This window comes from Streptomyces sp. NPDC056486 (assembly GCF_042795295.1).
Lineage (GTDB): Bacteria > Actinomycetota > Actinomycetes > Streptomycetales > Streptomycetaceae > Streptomyces.
The window spans coordinates 31,961-52,510 of sequence record NZ_JBHTSF010000061.1; the positions used below are offsets into that span (position 1 = coordinate 31,961).

The following is a 20,550-nucleotide window of genomic DNA, read 5'->3' on the forward strand; positions in this document are numbered from 1 at the left end:
ACCCAAGGCCAAAGAATCACCCGATGTGATGACTTTCGCGGGTGCAGGTCTTTACGCAGGAGCTTTACACAGCTATGGCGATCACGTTCCCGCTGGAACGATCACGTTCTCGCGACGATCCAGAAGACGGCGATCAGACGCGATCAGACACTCTCGCCCCGGATGGCGAGGAAGCGGGAGATCGCCGCTCTCGCGACCTGACTCCCCCATCCGCCCCAGTTCACGTCGAAGCAGTGGTCCGCCCAGGGGAGTTCGACATACGTCGCGGACGCCCCGGCCGCGTCGAGGCGCCGCGCCAGCTCCCGGGCCTGCGCCACCGGCACCGCACGGTCCGCGCTGCCGTGCAGCAGGAGGGTGGGCGGCACATCGGTCCGTACGAGCTTCGCGGGCGAACCCAGCAGGTAGCGGGCGGGAACGGCCTTCGCCGAACCGCCCATCAGGCGCGGGATCATGGGGTCGCCACGCAGCGCGGTCCCGGCGATGAGGCGCCCCATGTCGGTCGGCCCGTAGAGGGAGATCACTCCGGAGACCGAACTGTCACGCACCGCACAGGACGCGGGGACACGGTCATCACCCTCCGTGTAGGCGGCCGAGAGCGCGAGATTGCCGCCCGCCGAACTCCCCGCCAGAACAAGGCGGTCGGGATCGATGCCGTACGCGCGCGCGTGGCGCCGCACCCAGCCCACGGCGCACTTCACGTCGCCGATCTGGTCGAGCTGGGTCACCCGGGGGGCGAGCCGGTAGTCGATGTCGAAGACCGACCAGCCGCGCGCGTTGAACCAGCGGTTCCACGCGGGGCTCTGACTCCGGTGCCCCTTGTTCCAGCCCCCTCCGTGCACCCAGACCACAGCCGGGTGGCGCACCCCCTCCCGCTTCGGCAGGGTCCAGAGGTCCAGCTTGCCGCGCTGCTCGCCGATGCGGGCGTAGCGGCGCGTACGGTCGCCGTCGGGGGCCTTGGCGTAGTTGATGCCATCGAAGTAGGCGGTGGGGGCCAGAGGTTGTCCGTGGTCCTGGGCGGTTCGGTACGTGGCGGCGTACGGCATGACTCCGTAGACGAGTGCGACGAACGCCGTAAGGACGGCGAATCCGGCGCACCAGGGGTGCCGTCGCCCCGCGATCACGCCGACCAGCAGGCCGATGACCGCGGACGGCACGAGCACGAGCCCCCAGGATGTGACCGCCGCGGCGACGAGCACCAGGAGCGGGACGCGGGGCAGCGGGGAAGCGACGAGCACGACGAGGGCGGCGTTCAGGAGGGCCACGATGACGAGGAGCCCGCGGGAGAGGTGCGCGACGCACGAAACCCTGGGCTCTTTCCTGCCGTTGTGGCTACCCCTTCGGGGAGAGTCCGGTGCCGCGGGCCCCGGAGTGCGCTGGGGCGCGACGGTCGGCGTCATGACGGTCGTCACGCCGAAGAACTATCACAGAAGCGGACAAAAAGCCCTTAGGGTGAGTGGTGTGAGAGGGGCCTGAGGGTGCACGAGCAACCAGACGAGCGCCCACCCGGGCAGCACGAACACCCACCCGAGCAACCACCGGACCCGCGCTCGTCACACCGCCATGCCCGCCCCGCCCTCATCGTCCTCATGGCTCTCGCCGTCGCCGCCGCCGAAGCCCCCGCCGTCGCCCCCGGGGTTCGCGTCACGAGGCGAAGTGGTCGCCAGGCCCAAGGGCTTGCGGGCCGCGGCCTCGCGCTTGCCGCCGACGTGCCGTTGCGCCGGCACGTAGTACGCGCCGAAGTCGTCGGCGTCCTTGGCGGTGGACGCCTTCTTCCACTGCTCGCGGTTCTGGTCGATCGCTGTGACGAGGGCGGTGACGTCGGCGTCCGCCTTCGCGGGCCAGTCGTGCGCGCGCAGCAGCCGCGCCTGCTCGGCGAGGCCCTTCTCGACCCGGCCCGCCCACTCCTTGTGGCCCGGCAGGTCGTCCTCGAAGCTCTCCGTCTCGGGATCGGCCCCGAACGCGTCGTAGAGGGCCTTGTCCGCCTTCAGGTAGGCGAGCTGGTCGGCGTCGAGATTCGTCCCGTCGCGGCGCAACGAGCCCTTCAGGGAGCGCTTCTCCTCCGCGTCGCCGAAGAGACAGGTGACGTCACGGCCCCCCTGTCGCCAGGTGTCCCGGTCGGGCGCGAAGTAGTTGATCTCGGCGCCACCCCGGTCGGCCCAGGAGTCGAGGACGTAGGCGGCCTGGAGATCCACGCATTTCTTCTCGGCGAGGGACGTGAGTGCGAAGTCGCCCGGGTAGCTCTCGTAGTCCACCGGGAACGAAGCGAAGACCTCCCCGTCGTGCCGCGACGCACAAGGCACCTCGTCGACCTGGAAGGCGTGCTCGGCCCCTCCGAGCTTGCCGCCGGGGACGTTGAAGCACTCCCCCTTGCCGACAGGGAACCCGGAGTTGCTCCGTGCGGCATCGCGCGCCCCCTCCCTGAAGCCGTGCATGAAGTCGCGTGCGGCCCCGGTGGTGACGGCGAGCACAAGGAGCACGATGCCGACGACGGAGAGGATGCTGCCCGCGATCGCCATGCCCTTGCCGCGCTCGCCCTTCTTCGAGATCTGCGCGAGTGCGACGAGGCCGAGGATCAGGCCGACGGCGGGCAGGAAGCAGAGGATGCCGAGGACGAGCGAGGCGATCGCGAAACCGTTGACCGGAGGGCGGGAGTACGGGGAGTACTCGCCGGGCCATCGCTGGTACGGCACCTGGGGCCCGCCCGGATACGGCCCTTGGGGTCCGCCCGGGTACGGAGGCTGCGCGGGCGGCGGTCCGTAAGGGGCCTGCCCGTACGGCTGCTGAGGGCGGCCACCGAGGTCGGGCGGCGGGGGGATGTCCACGGGTGGCGTGCTCCTGGTTCGGACGGTTCAGTCGGTGCGGGCGGGGCTTCGCATCGAATGAGCGTACGCAAGGCGCACCTCGTCCTCGCGGCAGGCCGGATCACGGACCCGAAGCCGTACCGCGAGGACGAGAACCAGAGAACGAGAACTGAGAGAAGCTAGAAGAAGCTAGGAGAAGAAGCTGCCGAGAGCCAGGAGAAGCTGCTCAGAACTGCAGCCCCCAGGAGTCGATCTTCCCGACATCCTGCGCCGCGTTGTCGCTCACCCGCAGCTTCCACGTCCCGTTGGCCGTCTCGGAGGACGCGTTCACCGTGTACGTGGTGTTGATGTCATCCGAACTGCCGCCGGTGCCATAGCCCTTCAGCGTGTACGCGGTGCCGTCGGGCGCGGTCAGCTGCACCTGAAGGTCGCCCACGTAAGTGTGCTTGATGGCGACCGGCACGCTCAGGGCGGCCGGAGCCGAACCCGGGACGCCGCTCACGGTGACCGGCGATTCGGCCGTGGCGTTGTCGTTGATCGCGAAGTCGGTCGCGTTCTCGAACTTGGAGCCCGGCGGGTTCGTCGAGCCCGTGCCCACGTTCAGGAGGCGGTTGGGCGAGCCCGATCCGGGGCTGGTGACGACGCCGGTGGAGGCCGCGCTGACCAGAGCCGCGGACACCTGCGCGGGGGTTGCCGTGCGGTTGTCCGCGAGGTAGAGCGCCGCGGCGCCCGCGGTGTGCGGGGACGCCATCGACGTACCGGAGATGGTGTTCGTCGCGGTGTCGCTGGTGTTCCAGGACGAGGTGATGGACGAGCCGGGCGCGAACAGGTCCAGGATGGTGCCGAAGTTGGAGTAGCTCGCCTTGGCGTCGGTGTTCGTGGTGGCGCCGACCGTGATGGCCTCGCTCACGCGCGCGGGAGAGCGCGTCGAGGCGTCGACCGACTCGTTGCCGGCCGCGACGGCGAAGGTGATGCCGGACGCGACGGCGTTGCGTACGGCCGTGTCCAGGGCGCTGTCGGCGCCGCCGCCGAGCGACATGTTCGCGACGGCGGGCTTGACCGCGTTCTGGGTGACCCAGTCGATGCCGGCGACGACCTGCGCCGTGGTGCCCGAGCCCTGGTTGTTCAGGACACGGACGCCGACGATCTTGGCCTTCTTGGCGACGCCGTGCAGGGTTCCCGCGACGGTGCCCGCGACGTGCGTGCCGTGGCCGTGGCCGTCCTGCGCGGTGTTGTCGTTGTCGATGGCGTCGTATCCGTACGAAGCGCGTCCGCCGAAGTCGCTGTGGCTGATGCGGACTCCGGTGTCGATGACGTACGCCGTGACACCCTCACCGGCGGAGTCCGGGTAGGTGTACGAGTTGTTCAGCGGGAGCGTCTTCTGGTCGATGCGGTCCAGGCCCCAGGACGGCGGGTTCGGCTGGGTGGCGTCGACCGTGAACGTCCGGTTCTGCACGACGGACTCGACCGCCGGGTCCGCGGCGAACTTCTTGGCCTCGGCCGCAGAGAGCTCGACCGCGTAGCCGTTGAGGGCCTTCTTGTACGTGCGCTTGATCTCGGCGCCGTACTCCCGGGCGAGTTCCTTGCCCGCCTTGGAGCCCGCCTTCGCGGCGTCCTCGTCGAGGCTGACGATGTAGCTGCCGGGTATCGCGCCGGGGACTCCGGCGTTCTCGACCGTGCCTTCGGCCTGGCCCGGCCGAGCATCCGCGGGAAGGGCGGAGACGACGCCGAGGGTGAGGGCCGCGACTGCTGCCGCGCTGATCCCGGCCAGTCTTCGGCGGGTATGACGCATCACTGCCATCTGAGGGGTCCTCCTCAATAGGTGGTGCGCTGGTGGGGGAAGGTGCTGGCGGTTCTGGTGGTGCTCGTGGTGCCCACACGCACGGAGGCAGGACTCAGAGACATGCAGTCAGGGACATGTCAAGCGACATGCCCATTCTTGCCACCGTCGGGACGAAAGATTGGCGGACCCATAGGAATCCCACAAGGGTCAGGACCGGACGTAACATGACCGCCACGCACCCGTCATGACACATCGGCCCCAACTAGCCTGCCCACATGACAGCATTGCCGGATTGTTTCTGCCCCACCGACGGAACCCGTGTCCCAGCGGGGACTCTCGCCTGGTGCTGCCCCGTCTGCCGCGGGCCGCTCGACCTGGACTTCTCCCCCAATCCAGCGCCGCTGAAGTCCCTCAACGGAAGAGTCAATTCCCTGTGGCGGTACGCGGAGTCCCTGCCGCTGCCCGCCCCCGCGTTCTCGCTCGGCGAGGGCCGCACACCGCTCGTACCGCTGGATGGCGCGATCTCGGCCAAGCTCGACTTTCTGATGCCGACGCTCTCCTTCAAGGACCGCGGTGCGGTCGTGCTCGCCGCGCTCGCGCTGCGGCTCGCCCCGGAGCGGGTGATCGCCGACAGCAGCGGCAACGCGGGCACGGCGGTCGCCGCGTACTGCGCGCGGGCCGGGCTGCCCTGCACCGTGTACGTCCCCGAGGGCACGTCGCCGAAGAAGCTGGAGCAGATCGGCGCGCACGGGGCGCGGCTCGAAGTCGTCCCCGGTGACCGTGAGCAGACGGCACGGACAGCGCGGGAGGCGGCCGACGCACCCGGCACCTTCTACGCCTCGCACGTCCACAATCCCTACTTCCTGCAGGGCACCAAGACGTACGTCCATGAACTCTGGGAGGACCTGGGCGGCCGCCTGCCTGACGTGCTCGTCGTGCCCGTGGGCAACGGCACCCTGCTGCTCGGTGCGGCCCTCGCGGTGCGGGAGCTGCACGCGGCGGGCCTGATCGCGAAGGCACCCACGCTGTACGCCGTGCAGGCAGCGGCGGTCTCCCCGCTGGCCGACGCCTGGCACGCGGGCGCCGACGAGCCCCTGGGCGACACCCCGATGGCACCCACGCTCGCGGAGGGCATCGCGATTCCGCGACCGCCTCGCGCGCGGCAGATCCTGCGGGCGGTACGCGGATCCGGCGGCGGCTTCCTGACGGTGACGGAGGATCAGATCCGGTCCGCGCAGCTGGATCTGGCGGGGCGCGGCTTGTACGTCGAGGCGACCGGGGTGGCGTGCTGGGCGGCTGTGCGGGACGGCGCCCTCGGCGACCGCACGGCGGTGGTACCGCTGTGCGGAGCGGGCCTGAAATCCGGCCTGCCCAGCGCGTGAGATCCGCGCCGACTCACGCCTGAGCCCGGACCGACACGCGTCCCAGATCCGGACTGGCGAGCGTGTCGGAGCCGAACCGGCGAGCGTCTGGCATCCGGATCAGCGCGCGTCTGAGACCCGGGCCGTCACGCGTGTGAACTCCGGGCCAGCACGCGTTGAGGCCCAGACCGGCACGCGTCCGGCGCCCGGATCAGCGCGCGTCTGAGACCCAGGCCGTTACGCGTGTGAACTCCGGGCCAGCACGCGTTGAGGCCCAGACCGGCACGCGTCCGGCGCCCGGATCAGCGCGCGTCTGAAATCCACACCGGCGCGCGCCTGAAAGAGGGCTGGTCCGGGGTGGCCGGGCGAGCGTCCACCCGTGGGACCCCGGGGCGCGCCGCCCCGCATCCGGTGGCGCGCCCGCGCATCGTCACCCCCGTGACACTCCTCACCGCCACGCTCCTTGCGACCACGCTCCTCGCCGCCGCCTCCCCCGCCCCTGTCCCCGTACCGGAAGCCGACCAGCCCCGGCACAGGACCCCGGACTGCTCCCCCGCCCCGGGCTGGGCCCCCTCCACCACGCGTCGCACCTCTCCGAAGGACACGTACGCCCCCTACGTGGGCAACGGATACCTCGGCACCCGCGTCCCGCCCTCCGGAGCGGGCTACTCCGCGCCGGTCAAGGGCCAGAAGACCGGCTGGCCCCTCTACACCCCCCGCTACGACGGCGCCTTCGCCGCGGGCCTCTACGCGCGCGGGCCCCGCAACACCGCGGGCCGCGAGGCCATCGCGGCGCTGCCCACCTGGACGGCGCTCGACGTCACCGTCGGCGGTGAGACGTACGGCCCGCGCAGCCGCGTGTCGGAGTACCGGCAGACCCTGAACCTCCGCTGCGGTTTCGTCCGGACCTCGCTCACCTGGATCACCGGCGACGGCCGCCGCACCCGCCTGACCTACGACGTCCTGACGGACCGCGACCACGCCCACACCGGTGCCGTACGCCTGCGTCTGACCCCTCACTGGTCCGGCGATGCGCAGGTCACCGACCGCATCGACGGCCGGGGCGCCCGCCGGATGACGCAGACCGGCGGTGGCGCGAGCGGGGAGCGGACCATGGAGGTCGCCTTCCGCACCGACGGCACCCGCACGGACGGCGCGGTGGCATCCACTCTGATGGCCCCTGGAAGCCCCCGACAGGCCCGCCAGGCCGTCCAGGCGCGGAAGTTGAGTGTCAGCCAGTCCGCCGTCTTCCCCGTCCACGAGGGCCGGACGTACGACGTCACCAAGTACGTCGGTGTCGACACCGCCGCCACCTCGCGCACCCCGCACACCGACGCCCGCGCCGTCTCCCTGCGCGCGGCCGACCGCGGCTGGCCCGCGCTGTTCGCCGGGCACACCGCGGCCTGGCGGCAGCTGTGGTCGTCCGACATCGAGGTCCCCGGGCAGCCCGATCTCCAGCTCTGGACGCGTTCGGCCCAGTACGGACTCCTGTCGTCCACGCGCCGGGGCTCGCGCGACAGCATCGCGCCCGCCGGTCTTTCCAGCGACAACTACGCGGGCATGATCTTCTGGGACGCCGAGACCTGGATGTACCCGGCGCTGCTCGCGACCCGCCCCGAACTCGCCCTTCCCGTCCTGGAGTACCGCCACGCGACCAGTGAGGCCGCCCGCGACAACGCGGCAAAGACGGCGGTGAAGGGCCTCTTCTACCCCTGGACGAGCGCGAGCCGCGGCGCCCTGTGGTCGGAGTGCCAGAGCTGGTACCCGCCGCACTGCGTCCAGCAGAACCACCTCCAGGGCGACATCGCGCTCGCCGCCTGGCAGTACTACCTCGCGACCGGTGACCGCGACTGGCTGCGTTCGCGCGGATGGCCGCTCCTGAAGGGCATCGCCGAGTACTGGACGTCGCGTACCACCCGCAATGAAGACGGCAGTTATTCAATCCAGAACATCGCGGGCCCCGATGAGTACAGCAACGGCGTGACGGACGGCGTCTACACGAACGCGGTCGCCGCCACCGCCCTGCGCTCGGCCGTACGCGCGGCCCGCATGCTCGACAAGGCCGCCCCGGCCGCGTGGACCAGAACCGCCGACCGCATCCGCATCCCGTACGACCCGAAGCGCAAGATCTACCTCCAGTACGCGGGCTACGCCGGTTCGACCATCAAGCAGGCCGACACCGTGCTGCTCACCTACCCGCTGGACTGGCCCATGCCCAAGGGCGCCGCGGCCGCGACCCTCGACTACTACAGCGCGCGCACCGATCCGGACGGACCCGCGATGACGGACTCCGTGCACGCGATCGACGCCGCCGCGATCGGTGAGCCGGGCTGCTCGGCGTACACCTTCCTCCAGCGGTCCGTACGTCCCTTCATGCGCCGTCCGTTCGCCCTGTTCTCCGAGGCGCGCGGCGACAAGGCGGGCGCGGGCGACGCGCTCGCGGGCTCACCCGCGCAGGACTTCCTCACCGGAAAGGGCGGCTTCTTGCAGGTGTTCACGCACGGCCTGACGGGGCTGCGGCTGCTCGAGGACTCCGTGAAGCTCGATCCGACGCTTCCGCCCCAGCTCAGGAAGGGCGTGACACTGCACGGGATGCGGTGGCGCGGGCGTACGTACAACATCGCGATCGGCCCCAAGGAGACGACGGTGAGGCTCACTTCGGGAAGCCCGTTCGCGATCGACTCCCCGAAGGGGCGGGTCACCGTCGGCGAGGACTCCCCGGTCGTCCTCAGGACGCGCCGGCCCGACCTGACGCCGACGACGGATCTGGCGCGCTGCCGCCCGGCGAAGGCGACCTCCGAGGACCCGGGCCTGTACGCGGCGGCAGCGGTGGACGGCAGCCCGGTAACCGCCTGGTCGCCGACCGCCGGGAAGGCGGCCCTGACCGTGGACCTGGGGCGGCCGTCCAGGGTCGGCGCGGTCACTCCGAAGTGGCAGGTCGAGCCCGCGGGCCACAGCGTCGCGACATCGGCGGACGGCCGCACATGGCACGCGCCGAACGCGGAACCGGTCCGCTACGTAAGGCTCACGGTCAAGGCGGCGAAGAAGCCCCCCGTCCTGAACGACCTCACCGTCACCGACTGAGCCTGGAGGCACGCCGGCTGAGGCTGAAGGCACGCCGACTGAACGAGGCGTCCCGCTCCTCCCTCTCCTCACTCGCCGAACGGCTCGGCCCCGGCCGGCCGCCTCCAGCGTTCTGTCGTCGCGCCCCGGGCGAGCCACTCGGCGAGCCGCACGGGATCCGCGCCGCGCCCTGTCCCGTCCCGCAGTGCGTCCTGCACGGCGCGGGCCCGCTCCGGATACCGGCACAGGAGCCAGGCCGCGGTCCGACCCGCTGCGCCTCCTTCACCCCTGTCGTCCTCACCACCGGCGAGGGCCCGCCCCAGGCCCACCCAGGCCGCCACGGGTTCGCCGTCGCCGGACAGCTGCGCGGCGTAGGCATCCCGGGCTCGGGCATGGTCGCCGCGGGCCAGCAGCACGTCGGCCGCACCGACGCCCTGGACGCTTCCCACCATGGCCGCGGTCTGCCGCCAGGCCCCGTCGGGCTCGGTGATGCGGTACCGGGCCAGGATGGCCGCGGCGTCGAGGTGCCTGCCTTCCGGGTCCGGGACGAGCCCGGGCTCCGCGGACAGAGCTGCCGGTGGGCGGTCATCGCCCCGCTGCCAGGCCCGTAACGCCTCCTCGACGGCCGCGACGGGAGGGCGCAGATGGTGCGTGCGCCAGCGGGCCCTGTGGTCAAAGGCGACGTCCCGGGCCAGCTGAAGCTCCAGAGCCGGCACCGAGTCGGCCATCCACTCCGCGCACCTCTCCCGCAGAGCCTCGATGACGCGCCGGCCCAGAGGCGTCAACTGCCCATGCCCCGCGACCAGATTCAGGGTGGACCACACCTGGGTGCGCCACAGCGCGAACTCGAAATGAGCCAGCGGGGCGTACGCGGCGTCGGCGGCATGCCGGTGGACGCGCCAGAAGCGGGCGACCCCCGCGAAGGCGTAGATCCCCTGGAGCAGACCGCCCAAGGGGCGGGGATCGTCGCGCCAGGGAGCGTAGAAGAGCTCCCCCGGCTGCTCCGACTGCTCCGGCTGCCCCGGCTGCTCTGACTGCTCCGGATCCGGTGCCGCCCGGCTCAGCGGCCCCAGATGCATCAGACCGCCCAGCTTGGTGTGCTGGAACTCATGCACCAGCGTGGCGGCCAGCTGCGCCGCATCGTCCGGGTGGGAGGCCGTGACACTGCCGAACGCGTCACCCGCCGTCCCGCTGTATGGCCGGAACCGTTCCCTGGCCGACACGGGAGCCACCGACATCAGCCCCTGGCGCATCGCGTCGGCGCTCTCCGCGTCGGCGCGCAGCAGGACCTCCCACGCGGCGGCGAGCGTGTGCTGCCAACTCGCCCTCTCCGCATCGGTCATGAGAGCGGGCGCGCTCGGCCGCGGGAACGTCCGATAGGGGTCGAGCTCCTCAAGGACCAGCCGCTTGGCGCGGCCCGCGGGCCCGATGGCCACGCGGCGCACCGCATGCCAGCCAGGGCCGCTCACCTGCCACTCGGTCGGCACCGCCACCTCACCGCGCGCCCCGCGGACCGAAAGCCGGCCGTGCCGGCCGACGACTTGGGCGGTGCTCCACGGCTCGGTCACCTCGATCACCGCGCATCCCAGTGTCGGCAGGGGCACGACACCGCTGCGCACCGGAACCGTCATCGAGAAGTCCAGACCGGCCCGCGCTCCCGCCGCGGCGGCCAGCGCCGACAGATGCCCGGTCACCACCCACAAGGGCGCCTCGTCGTACGTCCTGCCCCGCAGCTGACGCAACGCGAGCGAGAGCCACATGCCGGTGTGCGGGGACATCAGCACGTCGTCGAACACCTCGGGCGACTGCCTCTGGACGCGCTCGAGCAGGGCCCAGGCCGCCTCATGCGACACGGCCGTCTCGAAGCCGAGCGGCCGTCCGTTCTTCGGGAGTCCGTCGTCCAGCGCACGCAACATCAGCAGCCGTCGGCTGCGCTCCGCGGCGAGAAGCTCGGCCACCACTTCCCGGCCACCCTCGCCGCGCGCGAGGGCACGGACGCTGGACGCCGAGAGGTGATGGAACGACAGGTCCGCCGATATCGCGGACTCACCCGTCATGGGCCCTCCACCGGACCACGGCGAGCGGATCAGTCGATGCGGTCCGGGAGGTTGTACGACACGGTGATGGGCGTACCGTCCATGGAACGCAGCGCTTCAAGTGAAACCCCCGGGAGATCTACGAGATCGGACTCGACGGCAGGCATCGATCGCTCCACGGCTGCCAAGTCCCGTCCCGCGATTCCGTGCGTGCGCAGTCCCTCTCCCCCTCATGGTGACCCAGCACGGCATGCTGCGAAACCCCGCGTCCGAGCCGTGCACATCATCAAGTCAGCAGTTTCACGCGGCCAGTTGAGCCTCCACACGGCGGAGGCGGCACGGGGAATGCCGAAGGGGCCGGTCGGCACGACGACGACCGGCCCCTGAGGGGTTCTTAGCTGTTGCCGGCGCCGTTGCCGGAGAGAACCGGGATGTCGTTCAGGATGTGCGAGATGGGCTCGTCACCCTTGGCCTGGGTGGAGTTCTCGGTGCACTGCTGGTTCTGAGGCGCCGAGAGGATCGGGATGTCCTGGACTCCGACGTTCACGAGCGCGACGAGCGACTGGAGGTTCGCCTTGACCGGGAGACCGATGCAGGGCTTGTTCAGCGTGCCCTGGACGAGCGTGAGCTGGGGGCTCTGGTTCCCCTTGGTGGCGGAGTTGCCGAACGCCGTCTCGGCTCCGTTGCCGCTCAGGGACGTGGTGCCCGAGTCGTCACCGATAGCCATTGCCTGGGGGGCCATCCCTGCCGTGATACCGGCGACGGAGGCGGCGATGGCCGCGGATGCCAGGAGCTTCTTCATTGTGATTCCCTTCAAGAGCGGGCTCCATTGGCAGAGCCGCGTGATGATCAACTGTCTGACACGGTGATGGTTGCGACGTTCGACCCGGTTGGCCTAGTAATCAGAGCGCCGTCAATGGCATTCCAGGGTGTCCCCGCGGACGGTCGCCGGGCTGTCGTACCTCGGCGAATCGCTCATCCTGGCCTTGGAGTTGGGGGAAGTCAGGGGACGGTCCTGACCGAGAGCCGCGAAGATCTTGTCGGCCTTGGCCCGGTCCCAGTCGAGCGAGCCGTTCAGCGTCGTGCTGAAGCCGCGGACCGGCACCGTGGTGAACTCCATGGAGGACGCCGGGAGTTTGCCCAGGTCCGCCGCGAGCGACAGGAGCTGCCCGGTGCTGAACCCCCGGTCGACCCGCGCCGAGCCGATCAGCGACCGGCTCAGCTCTGCCGCCCTGCCCGGGTCAGCCAGGACGTTCTCCGTACGTACGCTGCGCATCGCCCCGATCAGGAAGCGCTGCTGTCGCTGGATCCGCCCGAAGTCGGCGCTCAGGTCGACGTGCCGGGAGCGGACGTACTGCAGGGACCGGCCCCCGTTGAGCAGATGGCTGCCGGGCGCGAGGTCCAGTTTGGTCGTCCTGTCCTTGAGGGCGCGGGGCGTGCAGACCCGCACGCCGCCGACCGTCTCGACGCTGTCCATGAAGCGCCGGAAGTCGAGCTGCAAATACCGGTCGACGCGGACGCCGGTCATCCCCTCGACCGTCCGCACCGACAACGCGGGACCACCTTCCGCGTAGGCACCGTTGATTTTCCCCGGATGCGCCGGGAGCTCCCGGCCCGTGGTCTCGTCGCGGTGCGCGGGGATGTCGGCGTAGGAGTCCCGGGGAAGGCTGACTACGCTGACGCGGTCCCGCGCCTCGGAGACATGGACGAGCATGAGCGTGTCCGTGCAGTCGCAGGCGACTCCGCCGGCGTGGAACTTTCGCTTCTCTGCCCGCGTGATGGTGTCGCGGCCGTCCGTGCCCATCAGAAGGATATTCGTACCGCTTCCCTTGTCCGGTCGGTTCTTCATGTCACTGAATACATCGACGCGTTGGACGGGATGCGGCAGTGCCGTGGCGTTTCCCATTCCGGCGGCGGCAGCGATCAGAAGGACACCCGGAATGGCGAGACGCAGCCTTCGCGCACGCCGGGATCCGGTCGGTGAGTAGAGGTGAGTGAGCAAGCTGATCTCCGCTGCCGGGGGACCGGGACGAAGAAAAGGTAAACCGCTCGACGGCACCTCTGGAGCGGGAGCCGCACGGCGCGCACGAACAACAACTCGTTCGCCGTAGGCTGTTCGGTTTCGCCGGATTGCACGGCTGGAACAGATTGCTCCACACACGCCCGTCAATGGCGAGGGAACATGGCTGACTTCAAGCGCCAATGGAAGCGTCAGATCCTCATTCCAGTGAGCAGGAGCTCTCCGGAACGCCGCGTCGAGGATCCCATCTACACGTCGCTGCAGGATTCCTGGCAGAGCCAGGGGAAGACCGTTCCAGGACGCCCCGACCAGGAATGGACGGCCCTCATGTCACGCGATCACTGGCCACGGAGCTGACAGCCGGTCGACGTCGCACACAACAGCGGGCCGCCGGTGAACAGCGGCCCGCTGAGCGGTGCGTGGGGAGATCAGCCGTATCAGCCGTTGCCCGCGCCGTTGCCCGACAGGACCGGGATGTCGGACAGGATGTGCGACAGCGGCTCGTCGCCCTTGGCCTGCGTCGAGTTCTCGGTGCACTGCTGGTTCTGCGGGGCCGACAGGATCGGGATGTCCTGGACTCCGACGTTCACGAGCGCGACGAGCGACTGGAGGTTCGCCTTGACCGGGAGACCGATGCAGGGCTTGTTCAGCGAACCCTGGATCAGCGCCATCTGCGGGCTCATGTTGCCGTACGTGGCGGAGTTGCCGTACGCCTGCTTGGCGCCGTTGCCGCTGAGCGACGTGGTGCCGTGGTCGTCACCGATGGCCATGGCCGACGGAGCTACGGCGGCCGACATACCGACGACGGAGACGGCAACCGCGGCTGCAGCCATACCCTTCTTGATCACAAGTAATTCCCTTCTGAAGAAACCCCGTTCGCCGGAGCGCTCTGATTAACTCCGCGCCTTGCACATAGTTGCTCCGTTTCACTCCGATGGCCCAACAGGGGGCCGGCGCAGACCCCAATCGAGTGAAGCCCCGAAACTCAAACTCCTGCGGGCATGTTGGTTAGCGTGCAGTGACTCGAGCTTCTGCCAGAAAAGGAACACACAAAATGATGAAGAAGGCTATGGCCACGGCGGCAGTTGCCGTTTCCGTCGTCGGTCTCTCCGCAGCCGCGGCCCCTTCGGCGCTGGCCATCGGTGACGACCACGGCACCACGTCGCTCAGTGGCAACGGGTCCGAGCAGGCGTACGGCAACTCCGCGACGCACGGCGACATGAGCCCCCAGCTCTCCCTCGTCCAGGGTTCGCTGAACAAGCCCTGTGTCGGTCTCCCGGTCAAGGCGAACCTCCAGTCGCTCGTGGCGCTCGTGAACGTCGGAGTCCAGGACATCCCGATCCTGTCGGCCCCGCAGAACCAGCAGTGCACCGAGAACTCGACGCAGGCCAAGGGCGACGAGCCGCTGTCGCACATCCTGTCCGACATCCCGGTCCTGTCGGGCAACGGCCAGTCCAACGGCTGATCCACCGGCGTGAGACCGCTCGGGCTGCCTGCCCCCTCCAAGGACCGGCAGCCCGGGCTCTCGCATTTTCGGATTCGGTAATTCGGGTGAATTTCCCGAATGGAGGAAACAGATGGTTTCCTCCGCTCCTTTAACTCGTTTGCAGGCTGCGGGTCATGGTGCGAGACGTAAACAGAAGTGCTCGCTCGGTTTCGACTGCCAGATCGGCATGACCACAGAGAAGGGAACATCTGTGAAGCACAAGAAGAGCGCAACGATCATCGCTGGTGTCGTGATGGCCATGGGCATGGCGGCCCCCGCGTTCGCCGACTCCGGCGCCGAGGGTGCGGCCGTCGGGTCCCCGGGCGTTCTCTCCGGCAACCTCGTCCAGGTCCCGGTCCACGTTCCGGTCAACGTGTGCGGCAACACCGTGAACGTGATCGGCCTGCTGAACCCCGCGTTCGGCAACACCTGCGCCAACACCTGATAGCACCCAGCCACCAGGCTGTTTTTCATGGCCGGCCTTGGACCGTCACTTCGACACACCAAGGCCGGCTTTCCACTGCTCAGAGGAAGACAACTACATGCGACAGGCCATTGGTAAAGGGATGCTCGCGACCGCGGCCGCCGCGACAAGCATCCTCTCCCTGTCCGGATCGACCGCGTTCGCCGTGGACGGGAGCGCGGTCGCGGCGGGTTCGCCCGGAATCTTGTCGGGCAACAGCGTGCAGGCCCCCGTGGAAGTCCCGCTGAACGCCTGCGGCAACAGCGCCAACGTGGTCGGCGCTGCCAACCCGACGTTCGGCAACAGCTGCGCGAACCCCGGATCCGCCCCGAGGAAGCATGCGAGCGCAGAGCACGCGAGCGCTCCACAGCGAGCGGCGGCGCCGAAGCGGGTAGCGCCGAAGCGGGTAGCGCCCAAGCAGGCAGCACCGGAGCAGGCGGCACCCAAGCAGGCAGCACCCAAGCAGGCAGCACCGGAGCGGGTGGCGCCCAAGCAGGCAGCACCCAAGCAGGCAGCACCGGAGCAGGCGGCACCCAAGCAGGCAGCACCCAAGCAGGCAGCACCGGAGCAGGCGGCGCCCAAGCAGGCAGCACCCAAGCACGCGGCACCAAAGCAGGCAGCACCGGAGCACGCGGCACCGAAGCAGACGGCGCCCAAGCAGGCAGCGCCAAAGCATGCGGCGCCGAAGCAGGCGCCGCAGAAGCACGCGCCGCCGAAGCGGGCGGCCACCAAGGCGGACAACGGACCCGGGTACGGCCAGGACACGGACACGCGCTCGGACGCGAACGCCGGCACCCATTCGCTGGCCGAGAGCGATGCCCTGCAGTCGCCCGGCATCCTGGCGGGCAACGACGCGCAGGCGCCCGCTGACGTTCCGGTCAACGCCTGCGGCAACACCGTGGACGTGATCGGTCTGCTCAACCCGGTGATGGGCAACAACTGCGCCAACGGAACGCACGCTCCGACGCCCCCGCAGCACGAGACACCTCCCTCGCACGAGACACCTCCGACGCCTCCCCGGGCCGCCGAGCCGCCGTCCGATCGCGCCGTCCCCCAGCCGAGGCAGCCCGGTCACCCTGGTCACCCCGGTCAGCCGCCGCGGCACGTCGCGTCCTCGACCGCCCGTCAGATGCCCTCGGCCGACTTGGCGGCACCGCACGCCTCCGCCCGGCTCGCCGAGACCGGAAGCGACCAGGACCTCCTGGCCGCGACAGCGGCGAGTGCCGCACTGCTGCTCGGCGGGGGAATCCTGTACCGCCGGGGGCGCGCCTCATCCGGCCGCTAGTACGCCCCGACATGCCGCTGGCGGGGAAGAGACACCCAAGGGTCTCTTCCCCGCCAGAACGGTAGGGGGGCCGGCCCGCGAGGGGGTGTTGCCGACCTACGGCGAAGACGCCGACGGCTGGCGGAGGGCAACCAGGCCCGTCCCATGACGACAGAGTCCACCACCTGATCGCCGCCCGCGAAGAACCGATTCACCCGTTCGCCGACGGCATCACCTGATCGAGTTCCCGACGGCGGGATTCCCGCTCAGCGCTTGACGGCGCCCATGGGCATACGGCCGCCGCGCTCACCGACCGGCGCCGGAACCGCGGAACTCACCGGCCCCCGCCGCAGGCTCCGTTGGACGCCCCGGACCAGCCTGCCCGCCGTGAAGGACGCCCCGTGCACGAAGCGCATGGCAGGGCCGAAGCTGGCCGCCGTCACCAGGCCCGCCAGGAACAGGCCGGGGTACGAGGACTCGAAATCCCCGGAGGCGTAGGGCTCCTCGGCGGCGTTCACCGCGAGGCTGCCGCGCACGTCCGGGGCAAGCAGGCGAAGGCGCGCGCTCGTGGCCTTGAACCCGGTGGCCGCGATGACGTGGTCCGTCTCGAAGTCGGGTCCGCCGCCGCTCGCGTCGCCCACGACCTCCAGCCGCACCCGGCCCGCCGCGACCGACGCCGTGGCGACCTCGTGGTCGAGCAGCACCTCCACGCGTGACTCGACCCTCTCGCGCACCCACCAGGCCCCCGCAGGGCCGAGCGCCGACGCCGAGACCCGGGCGCGCGTGGCCTCGGGAAGCCGCCGGAAGCCGCCGGGCATCTCGGAGTAGAACCAGTTGCGCCATCCGCAGCCGAGGCCGCTGTGCGGGGCGCGGGCGGACTCCCGCCACGGGCGCTTCCACGCCGGGGGCACGGTGTTCCAGCTCAACTGCTGCGACCGGGCGAGCACCCGCACGCGCGTTCCCTGCTCGGCGAGGAGCGCCGCGGTCTCAAGAGCGGCCTGGCCCCCGCCGATCACGGTGACGTCCTTGCCGCGGAAGCGGTCCAGGTCCCGGTGGTGGCTGCTGTGCGACACGTGCTCGGTGCCGAGCCCGAGCAGCGCCGAGGGGATCTCGACGAAGGGAATCACCCCGACGGCCAGGGCCACCGTGCGGCCGCGGATGGTCTGACCGTCCTCCGTGGTCGCCTCGAACCCCCCGGGGCAGGCGCTGAGCGAGGCCACCATCCGTTCGTCGACGTCCGGTACTGCGTGCTGCGCGAACCACAGGCCGTACGAGGCGAACGTCTCCACGGAGACCGGCTCGCCGTGCCGGGCCTCCATGCCGTTGCGCTTGCAGTACTCGGCAAGGCCGTAGCGGCCCCGGGGGTCGGAGAGGTTCGACGCCCAGGGTTCCGACTTCAGGAACATGCCCCGCGGCATGTGGTCGCGCCAGGAAGCCATGGGTCTGCCGAAGACGCGTACGTCGAGTCCGGCGCCTGCGGCGTGCGACGCGATGGAGAGTCCGTAGGGTCCGGCTCCGACAACCAACAGGTCATACATCAGCAACTGCTCGCTCTCTCGTCGTGGATACGGGTGTCTTCGGCACGGCCGGAGCCGCCGGGCGCACCCTCCGTCTCAGTCGGCCGGAGAGGCGCCGCGTCACATGCCGGCACCACAGCACCCACATGGCGAGCGCGGGAGCCATGTCGTCCTGGGCGTGCCAGGCGAGCTCGCGGCGGTGTGCCGCGGTGGCGGCGGGGCCCGCCGTCATCAGGACGCGCAGGGCGGTCAGCGGGGAGTAGTTCTCCACGACGAACCTGCGGCCCGGCAGAACGGCGGCGGCGGGCAGCGGCCGGTGCGTCATGTCGAGGTGCTGGGCGCGCACCACGTCCAGGTCGGCCCCGTCGGCGAACAGGCGGAACTGGGCGCCGGGCCGTGGGTTGAAGTCGAGCAGGCAGGGCTCGCCCGTCGCGGAGTCCACCCGGAAGTCCAGGTCGAAGATGCCCCGGTAGCCGAGCGTGTCGACCAGTCGCGCCACGCCTGCCCGCAGGCCGGGGTCCGGTGTCCACTCGCCCACCGCCGTCAGGCCCGCCCCGCGCGGCCAGGAGCGGTGTTTGCGGCCCGAGCCGCCGCCGCGCACGACGCCGGTCCGGTCGACGTATCCGTGGACGAACCAGTCGCGGCCGGGGCCGTCGGGCAGGAAGGCCTGCAGCAGGAGGCGGCTGCCCGCCTCGTCGCTCCGCCGGTAGAGCTCCTGGGCCTCCTTCGCCGAGCGCACCAGGACCGTGCTGCGCAGGTCGGTCCCTGCGGGCACCAGCCACGGGCGGCTCCACTTCGCCACCGCGGGGAGCCCCAACTGCCGTACGGCGGCTACTGCTTGGGCCGGGGATTCCGGCAGGAGCGTCACGGGGTGCGGAATGTCGGTCGATGCGCACAGCTGGGCCAGCGTCGCCTTGTCGGCCACCCGTTCCGCGAGCCCGCACGCCTGGTCCGGCAGGAGATAGGTGTCGGCCAGTTCTTTCTGCAGGCGTCCGATGGCGAGGGCGCCCGCGTCGTCCATCGGGATGAGCACGGAAGGGCGGGCCACCCGGCGGGCGATGCGGCGCAGTACGGCGGCGATTTCCTGGAGAGAGGCGCCCGGCGGGGGCGGCGGGTGTGTCTGGTGCAGATAGCGGGATCTGCGCACCGGGCTCTTCGTGGAATCCGCGGCCGCTACATGTACCTCCACTCCCGCACGGCCCAGCGACCGAACGGCTCCGAGTGTGCCGTGATGAAAGGGATTCCGGTCGATCCGCAGCAGAACCGCGGGGACTCGGGTGTCGAGAGTTAGCACGGCCAAATCCTCTCAATTCGATCCCCCATGCGGGCGATGGGCACGCCCGGAGGATTAGGGGCTCGATTGGCGCAATAGAAATACATATGACTGAGTGTCAGTAGATGGAGGAGCAGCATGAGGAGCGGCCATGGCTTTGCAGAGACGCCAGAGCACCAGTAAACGGCTGGCATTCATTGCCGGCGGAATCGTCGTATCGGCAGCGCTCGCCGTCGGTCCTGGCTACGCGTGGGGAGCCGGGCAGGACCCCGAACCACCGGTCCGCCTGCCCGGTCTGCCCGCGCTGCCGACGGCGGTGCCCGCCCCGTCCCCCTCCGCGGCCACCCCAGTGACCCCGGCGAGTCCGGAGACCCCGGCGAGCCCGTCGGCCCCGACCGGCCCGTCGGCCCCGGCCGGCAAGAAGCCCGCGTTCGGCGCCTACCTGAACTACGGGCCCGACGGCGTGACCCGCATGGCCGAGCTCAGCAAATGGCTGGGCGGCGCCGAGCTGCGCGTGGGGCACACCTACCTGCCGGGCGACCGGTGGAGCAACATCGAGGGGGCGCCGAACTTCCTGGAGAGCTGGGCACAGTGGCGGCGTGCGCAGGACGACCGGCTCTTCGTGCTCAACGTCCCCATGATGGAGCGCAACGAGGACCACGTCGGCGACACGGAGGTCCGCGCGCTGCTCCGCCGGGGTGCGGCCGGCGACTACGACGAGCATTACCGCGCCCTCGCCGAACGGCTCGTGAAGCTCAAGGTGCCCGACACCGTCATCGTGCTCGGCTGGGAAATGAACGGCATCACGTACACCCATCGATGTGGTCCCGACCCGGAGGCCTGGAAGAAGTACTGGAAGCGCATCATCACGACGATGCGTTCGGTGCCCGGCCAGAAGTTCAAGTTCGACTTCACGCCGAACAGGGGCCGGGACGCCATTCCCTGGACGCAGTGCTATCCGGGCGACGACGTCGTGGACATCGTCGGCATGGACTCGTACGACCAGCCGACGGGAACTGATTTCGCCCGGCAGGTCAGTGAGCCGTACGGCCTGAAACAGCACGTGGAATTCGCGAAGGCCCACGGAAAGGAGATCTCCTATCCGGAGTGGGGTCTCTTCCGCAACGGCGACAACGAGGAATACATGCGGAAAATGCTCGCCTGGATGGACGAGCACAAACCGCTGTACAACACCGTCACCGACTACTGCCCGCACGGCGTCTGGCAGTGCGAGGACAATCCCAAGTCGTCCAAGGCCTACCGGTCCCTGCTCTTCGGCCGCAAGGACACCGAGCCGACCGTCCCGGAGCCGACGCAGCCCACGACACCGCCGAACTGTTCCCCGCTGAACCTGGGCGACTGGGCCGAGTACTGGCTGGGCGGCAAGCTGTGCATGCGCCTGGACTGGTACAAGCGGCCCTGAGTACGAGCGGACCTGAGTACAGCGGCCCCTGAGTACGAGCGGCCCTGATCAGGACTACTC

General features: G+C 70.1%; 15 protein-coding genes. 6 read left to right on the forward strand and 9 right to left on the reverse strand.

Annotated elements, in window-relative coordinates:
* Nucleotides 1-143: 143 nt before the first annotated feature.
* From ACFQ7F_RS23625 to ACFQ7F_RS23635, 3 genes are all read right to left on the reverse strand, one after another.
* Nucleotides 144-1,409: an alpha/beta hydrolase fold domain-containing protein gene (locus ACFQ7F_RS23625; RefSeq protein ID WP_383273513.1), complete on the reverse strand. Its 1,266-nt coding sequence runs from the start codon at nt 1,407-1,409 to the stop codon at nt 144-146.
* Nucleotides 1,410-1,550: 141 nt separating this feature from the next.
* The gene (locus tag ACFQ7F_RS23630; protein WP_383273515.1) at nt 1,551-2,822 is read right to left on the reverse strand and encodes a DUF4190 domain-containing protein; all 1,272 of its coding nucleotides are present in this window, start codon (nt 2,820-2,822) and stop codon (nt 1,551-1,553) included.
* A 205-nt stretch (nt 2,823-3,027) separates the two neighbouring features.
* Nucleotides 3,028-4,602: a S8 family serine peptidase gene (locus ACFQ7F_RS23635; protein WP_383273517.1), complete on the reverse strand. Its 1,575-nt coding sequence runs from the start codon at nt 4,600-4,602 to the stop codon at nt 3,028-3,030.
* Nucleotides 4,603-4,859: 257 nt separating this feature from the next.
* On the opposite strand from ACFQ7F_RS23635, the gene ACFQ7F_RS23640 reads away from it, so the two are divergent.
* The gene (locus ACFQ7F_RS23640) at nt 4,860-5,966 is read left to right on the forward strand and encodes a threonine synthase (RefSeq protein WP_383273519.1); all 1,107 of its coding nucleotides are present in this window, start codon (nt 4,860-4,862) and stop codon (nt 5,964-5,966) included.
* Nucleotides 5,967-6,383: 417 nt separating this feature from the next.
* Nucleotides 6,384-9,029, forward strand: a complete 2,646-nt coding sequence (locus ACFQ7F_RS23645) for a discoidin domain-containing protein (protein WP_383273521.1) — start codon at nt 6,384-6,386, stop codon at nt 9,027-9,029.
* 68 nt (nt 9,030-9,097) lie between these two features.
* Here the strand turns inward: ACFQ7F_RS23645 and ACFQ7F_RS23650 are convergent, their stop codons facing one another.
* From ACFQ7F_RS23650 to ACFQ7F_RS23665, 4 genes are all read right to left on the reverse strand, one after another.
* Nucleotides 9,098-11,065, reverse strand: a complete 1,968-nt coding sequence (locus tag ACFQ7F_RS23650; protein WP_383273523.1) for an HEXXH motif domain-containing protein — start codon at nt 11,063-11,065, stop codon at nt 9,098-9,100.
* Between the two features lie 373 nt (nt 11,066-11,438).
* The gene (locus ACFQ7F_RS23655; protein WP_383273543.1) at nt 11,439-11,846 is read right to left on the reverse strand and encodes a rodlin; all 408 of its coding nucleotides are present in this window, start codon (nt 11,844-11,846) and stop codon (nt 11,439-11,441) included.
* 111 nt (nt 11,847-11,957) lie between these two features.
* A complete protein-coding gene (locus ACFQ7F_RS23660; RefSeq protein WP_383273525.1) occupies nt 11,958-12,893 on the reverse strand; it encodes an LCP family protein in 936 nt (311 codons plus the stop codon).
* 608 nt (nt 12,894-13,501) lie between these two features.
* Nucleotides 13,502-13,912, reverse strand: coding sequence for a rodlin (locus ACFQ7F_RS23665; RefSeq protein ID WP_383273527.1), 411 nt, complete (start codon nt 13,910-13,912; stop codon nt 13,502-13,504).
* Nucleotides 13,913-14,118: 206 nt separating this feature from the next.
* Between ACFQ7F_RS23665 and ACFQ7F_RS23670 the strand changes: the two genes are divergently transcribed.
* The 3 genes from ACFQ7F_RS23670 to ACFQ7F_RS23680 all read left to right on the forward strand — a co-directional run bounded on the left by ACFQ7F_RS23670 (nt 14,119) and on the right by ACFQ7F_RS23680 (nt 16,298).
* Nucleotides 14,119-14,529, forward strand: coding sequence for a rodlin (locus ACFQ7F_RS23670; protein ID WP_383273529.1), 411 nt, complete (start codon nt 14,119-14,121; stop codon nt 14,527-14,529).
* 208 nt (nt 14,530-14,737) lie between these two features.
* Nucleotides 14,738-14,995 (forward strand): chaplin, encoded by a 258-nt coding sequence (locus tag ACFQ7F_RS23675; protein WP_383273531.1) that lies wholly within the window; start codon nt 14,738-14,740, stop codon nt 14,993-14,995.
* Nucleotides 14,996-15,092: 97 nt separating this feature from the next.
* On the forward strand, nt 15,093-16,298 hold the full coding sequence (locus ACFQ7F_RS23680) for a chaplin family protein (protein WP_383273533.1): 1,206 nt from the start codon (nt 15,093-15,095) through the stop codon (nt 16,296-16,298).
* A 245-nt stretch (nt 16,299-16,543) separates the two neighbouring features.
* On the opposite strand, the gene ACFQ7F_RS23685 is transcribed toward ACFQ7F_RS23680, so the two are convergent.
* Nucleotides 16,544-17,815 (reverse strand): NAD(P)-binding domain-containing protein, encoded by a 1,272-nt coding sequence (locus ACFQ7F_RS23685; protein ID WP_383273535.1) that lies wholly within the window; start codon nt 17,813-17,815, stop codon nt 16,544-16,546.
* Complete coding sequence (locus ACFQ7F_RS23690; RefSeq protein ID WP_383273537.1) at nt 17,808-19,088, reverse strand: ATP-grasp domain-containing protein; 1,281 nt, start codon at nt 19,086-19,088, stop codon at nt 17,808-17,810. Before ACFQ7F_RS23690 ends, ACFQ7F_RS23685 begins: the two co-directional genes overlap by 8 nt.
* Nucleotides 19,089-19,218: 130 nt before the next feature.
* Between ACFQ7F_RS23690 and ACFQ7F_RS23695 the strand changes: the two genes are divergently transcribed.
* Nucleotides 19,219-20,490: a glycosyl hydrolase gene (locus ACFQ7F_RS23695; protein WP_383273539.1), complete on the forward strand. Its 1,272-nt coding sequence runs from the start codon at nt 19,219-19,221 to the stop codon at nt 20,488-20,490.
* Nucleotides 20,491-20,550 lie beyond the last annotated feature (60 nt).

What these genes read in the sequence shown, in the direction of transcription:
- ACFQ7F_RS23635 (WP_383273517.1), bottom strand. Translation starts at nt 4,602, where the DNA reads ATGGCAGTGATGCGTCATACCCGCCGAAGACTGGCCGGGATCAGCGCG.
- ACFQ7F_RS23640 (WP_383273519.1), top strand. Translation starts at nt 4,860, where the DNA reads ATGACAGCATTGCCGGATTGTTTCTGCCCCACCGACGGAACCCGTGTC.
- ACFQ7F_RS23650 (WP_383273523.1), bottom strand. Translation starts at nt 11,065, where the DNA reads ATGACGGGTGAGTCCGCGATATCGGCGGACCTGTCGTTCCATCACCTC.
- ACFQ7F_RS23655 (WP_383273543.1), bottom strand. Translation starts at nt 11,846, where the DNA reads ATGAAGAAGCTCCTGGCATCCGCGGCCATCGCCGCCTCCGTCGCCGGT.
- ACFQ7F_RS23660 (WP_383273525.1), bottom strand. Translation starts at nt 12,893, where the DNA reads ATGAAGAACCGACCGGACAAGGGAAGCGGTACGAATATCCTTCTGATG.
- ACFQ7F_RS23670 (WP_383273529.1), top strand. Translation starts at nt 14,119, where the DNA reads ATGATGAAGAAGGCTATGGCCACGGCGGCAGTTGCCGTTTCCGTCGTC.
- ACFQ7F_RS23675 (WP_383273531.1), top strand. Translation starts at nt 14,738, where the DNA reads ATGACCACAGAGAAGGGAACATCTGTGAAGCACAAGAAGAGCGCAACG.
- ACFQ7F_RS23680 (WP_383273533.1), top strand. Translation starts at nt 15,093, where the DNA reads ATGCGACAGGCCATTGGTAAAGGGATGCTCGCGACCGCGGCCGCCGCG.
- ACFQ7F_RS23685 (WP_383273535.1), bottom strand. Translation starts at nt 17,815, where the DNA reads ATGTATGACCTGTTGGTTGTCGGAGCCGGACCCTACGGACTCTCCATC.
- ACFQ7F_RS23695 (WP_383273539.1), top strand. Translation starts at nt 19,219, where the DNA reads ATGGCTTTGCAGAGACGCCAGAGCACCAGTAAACGGCTGGCATTCATT.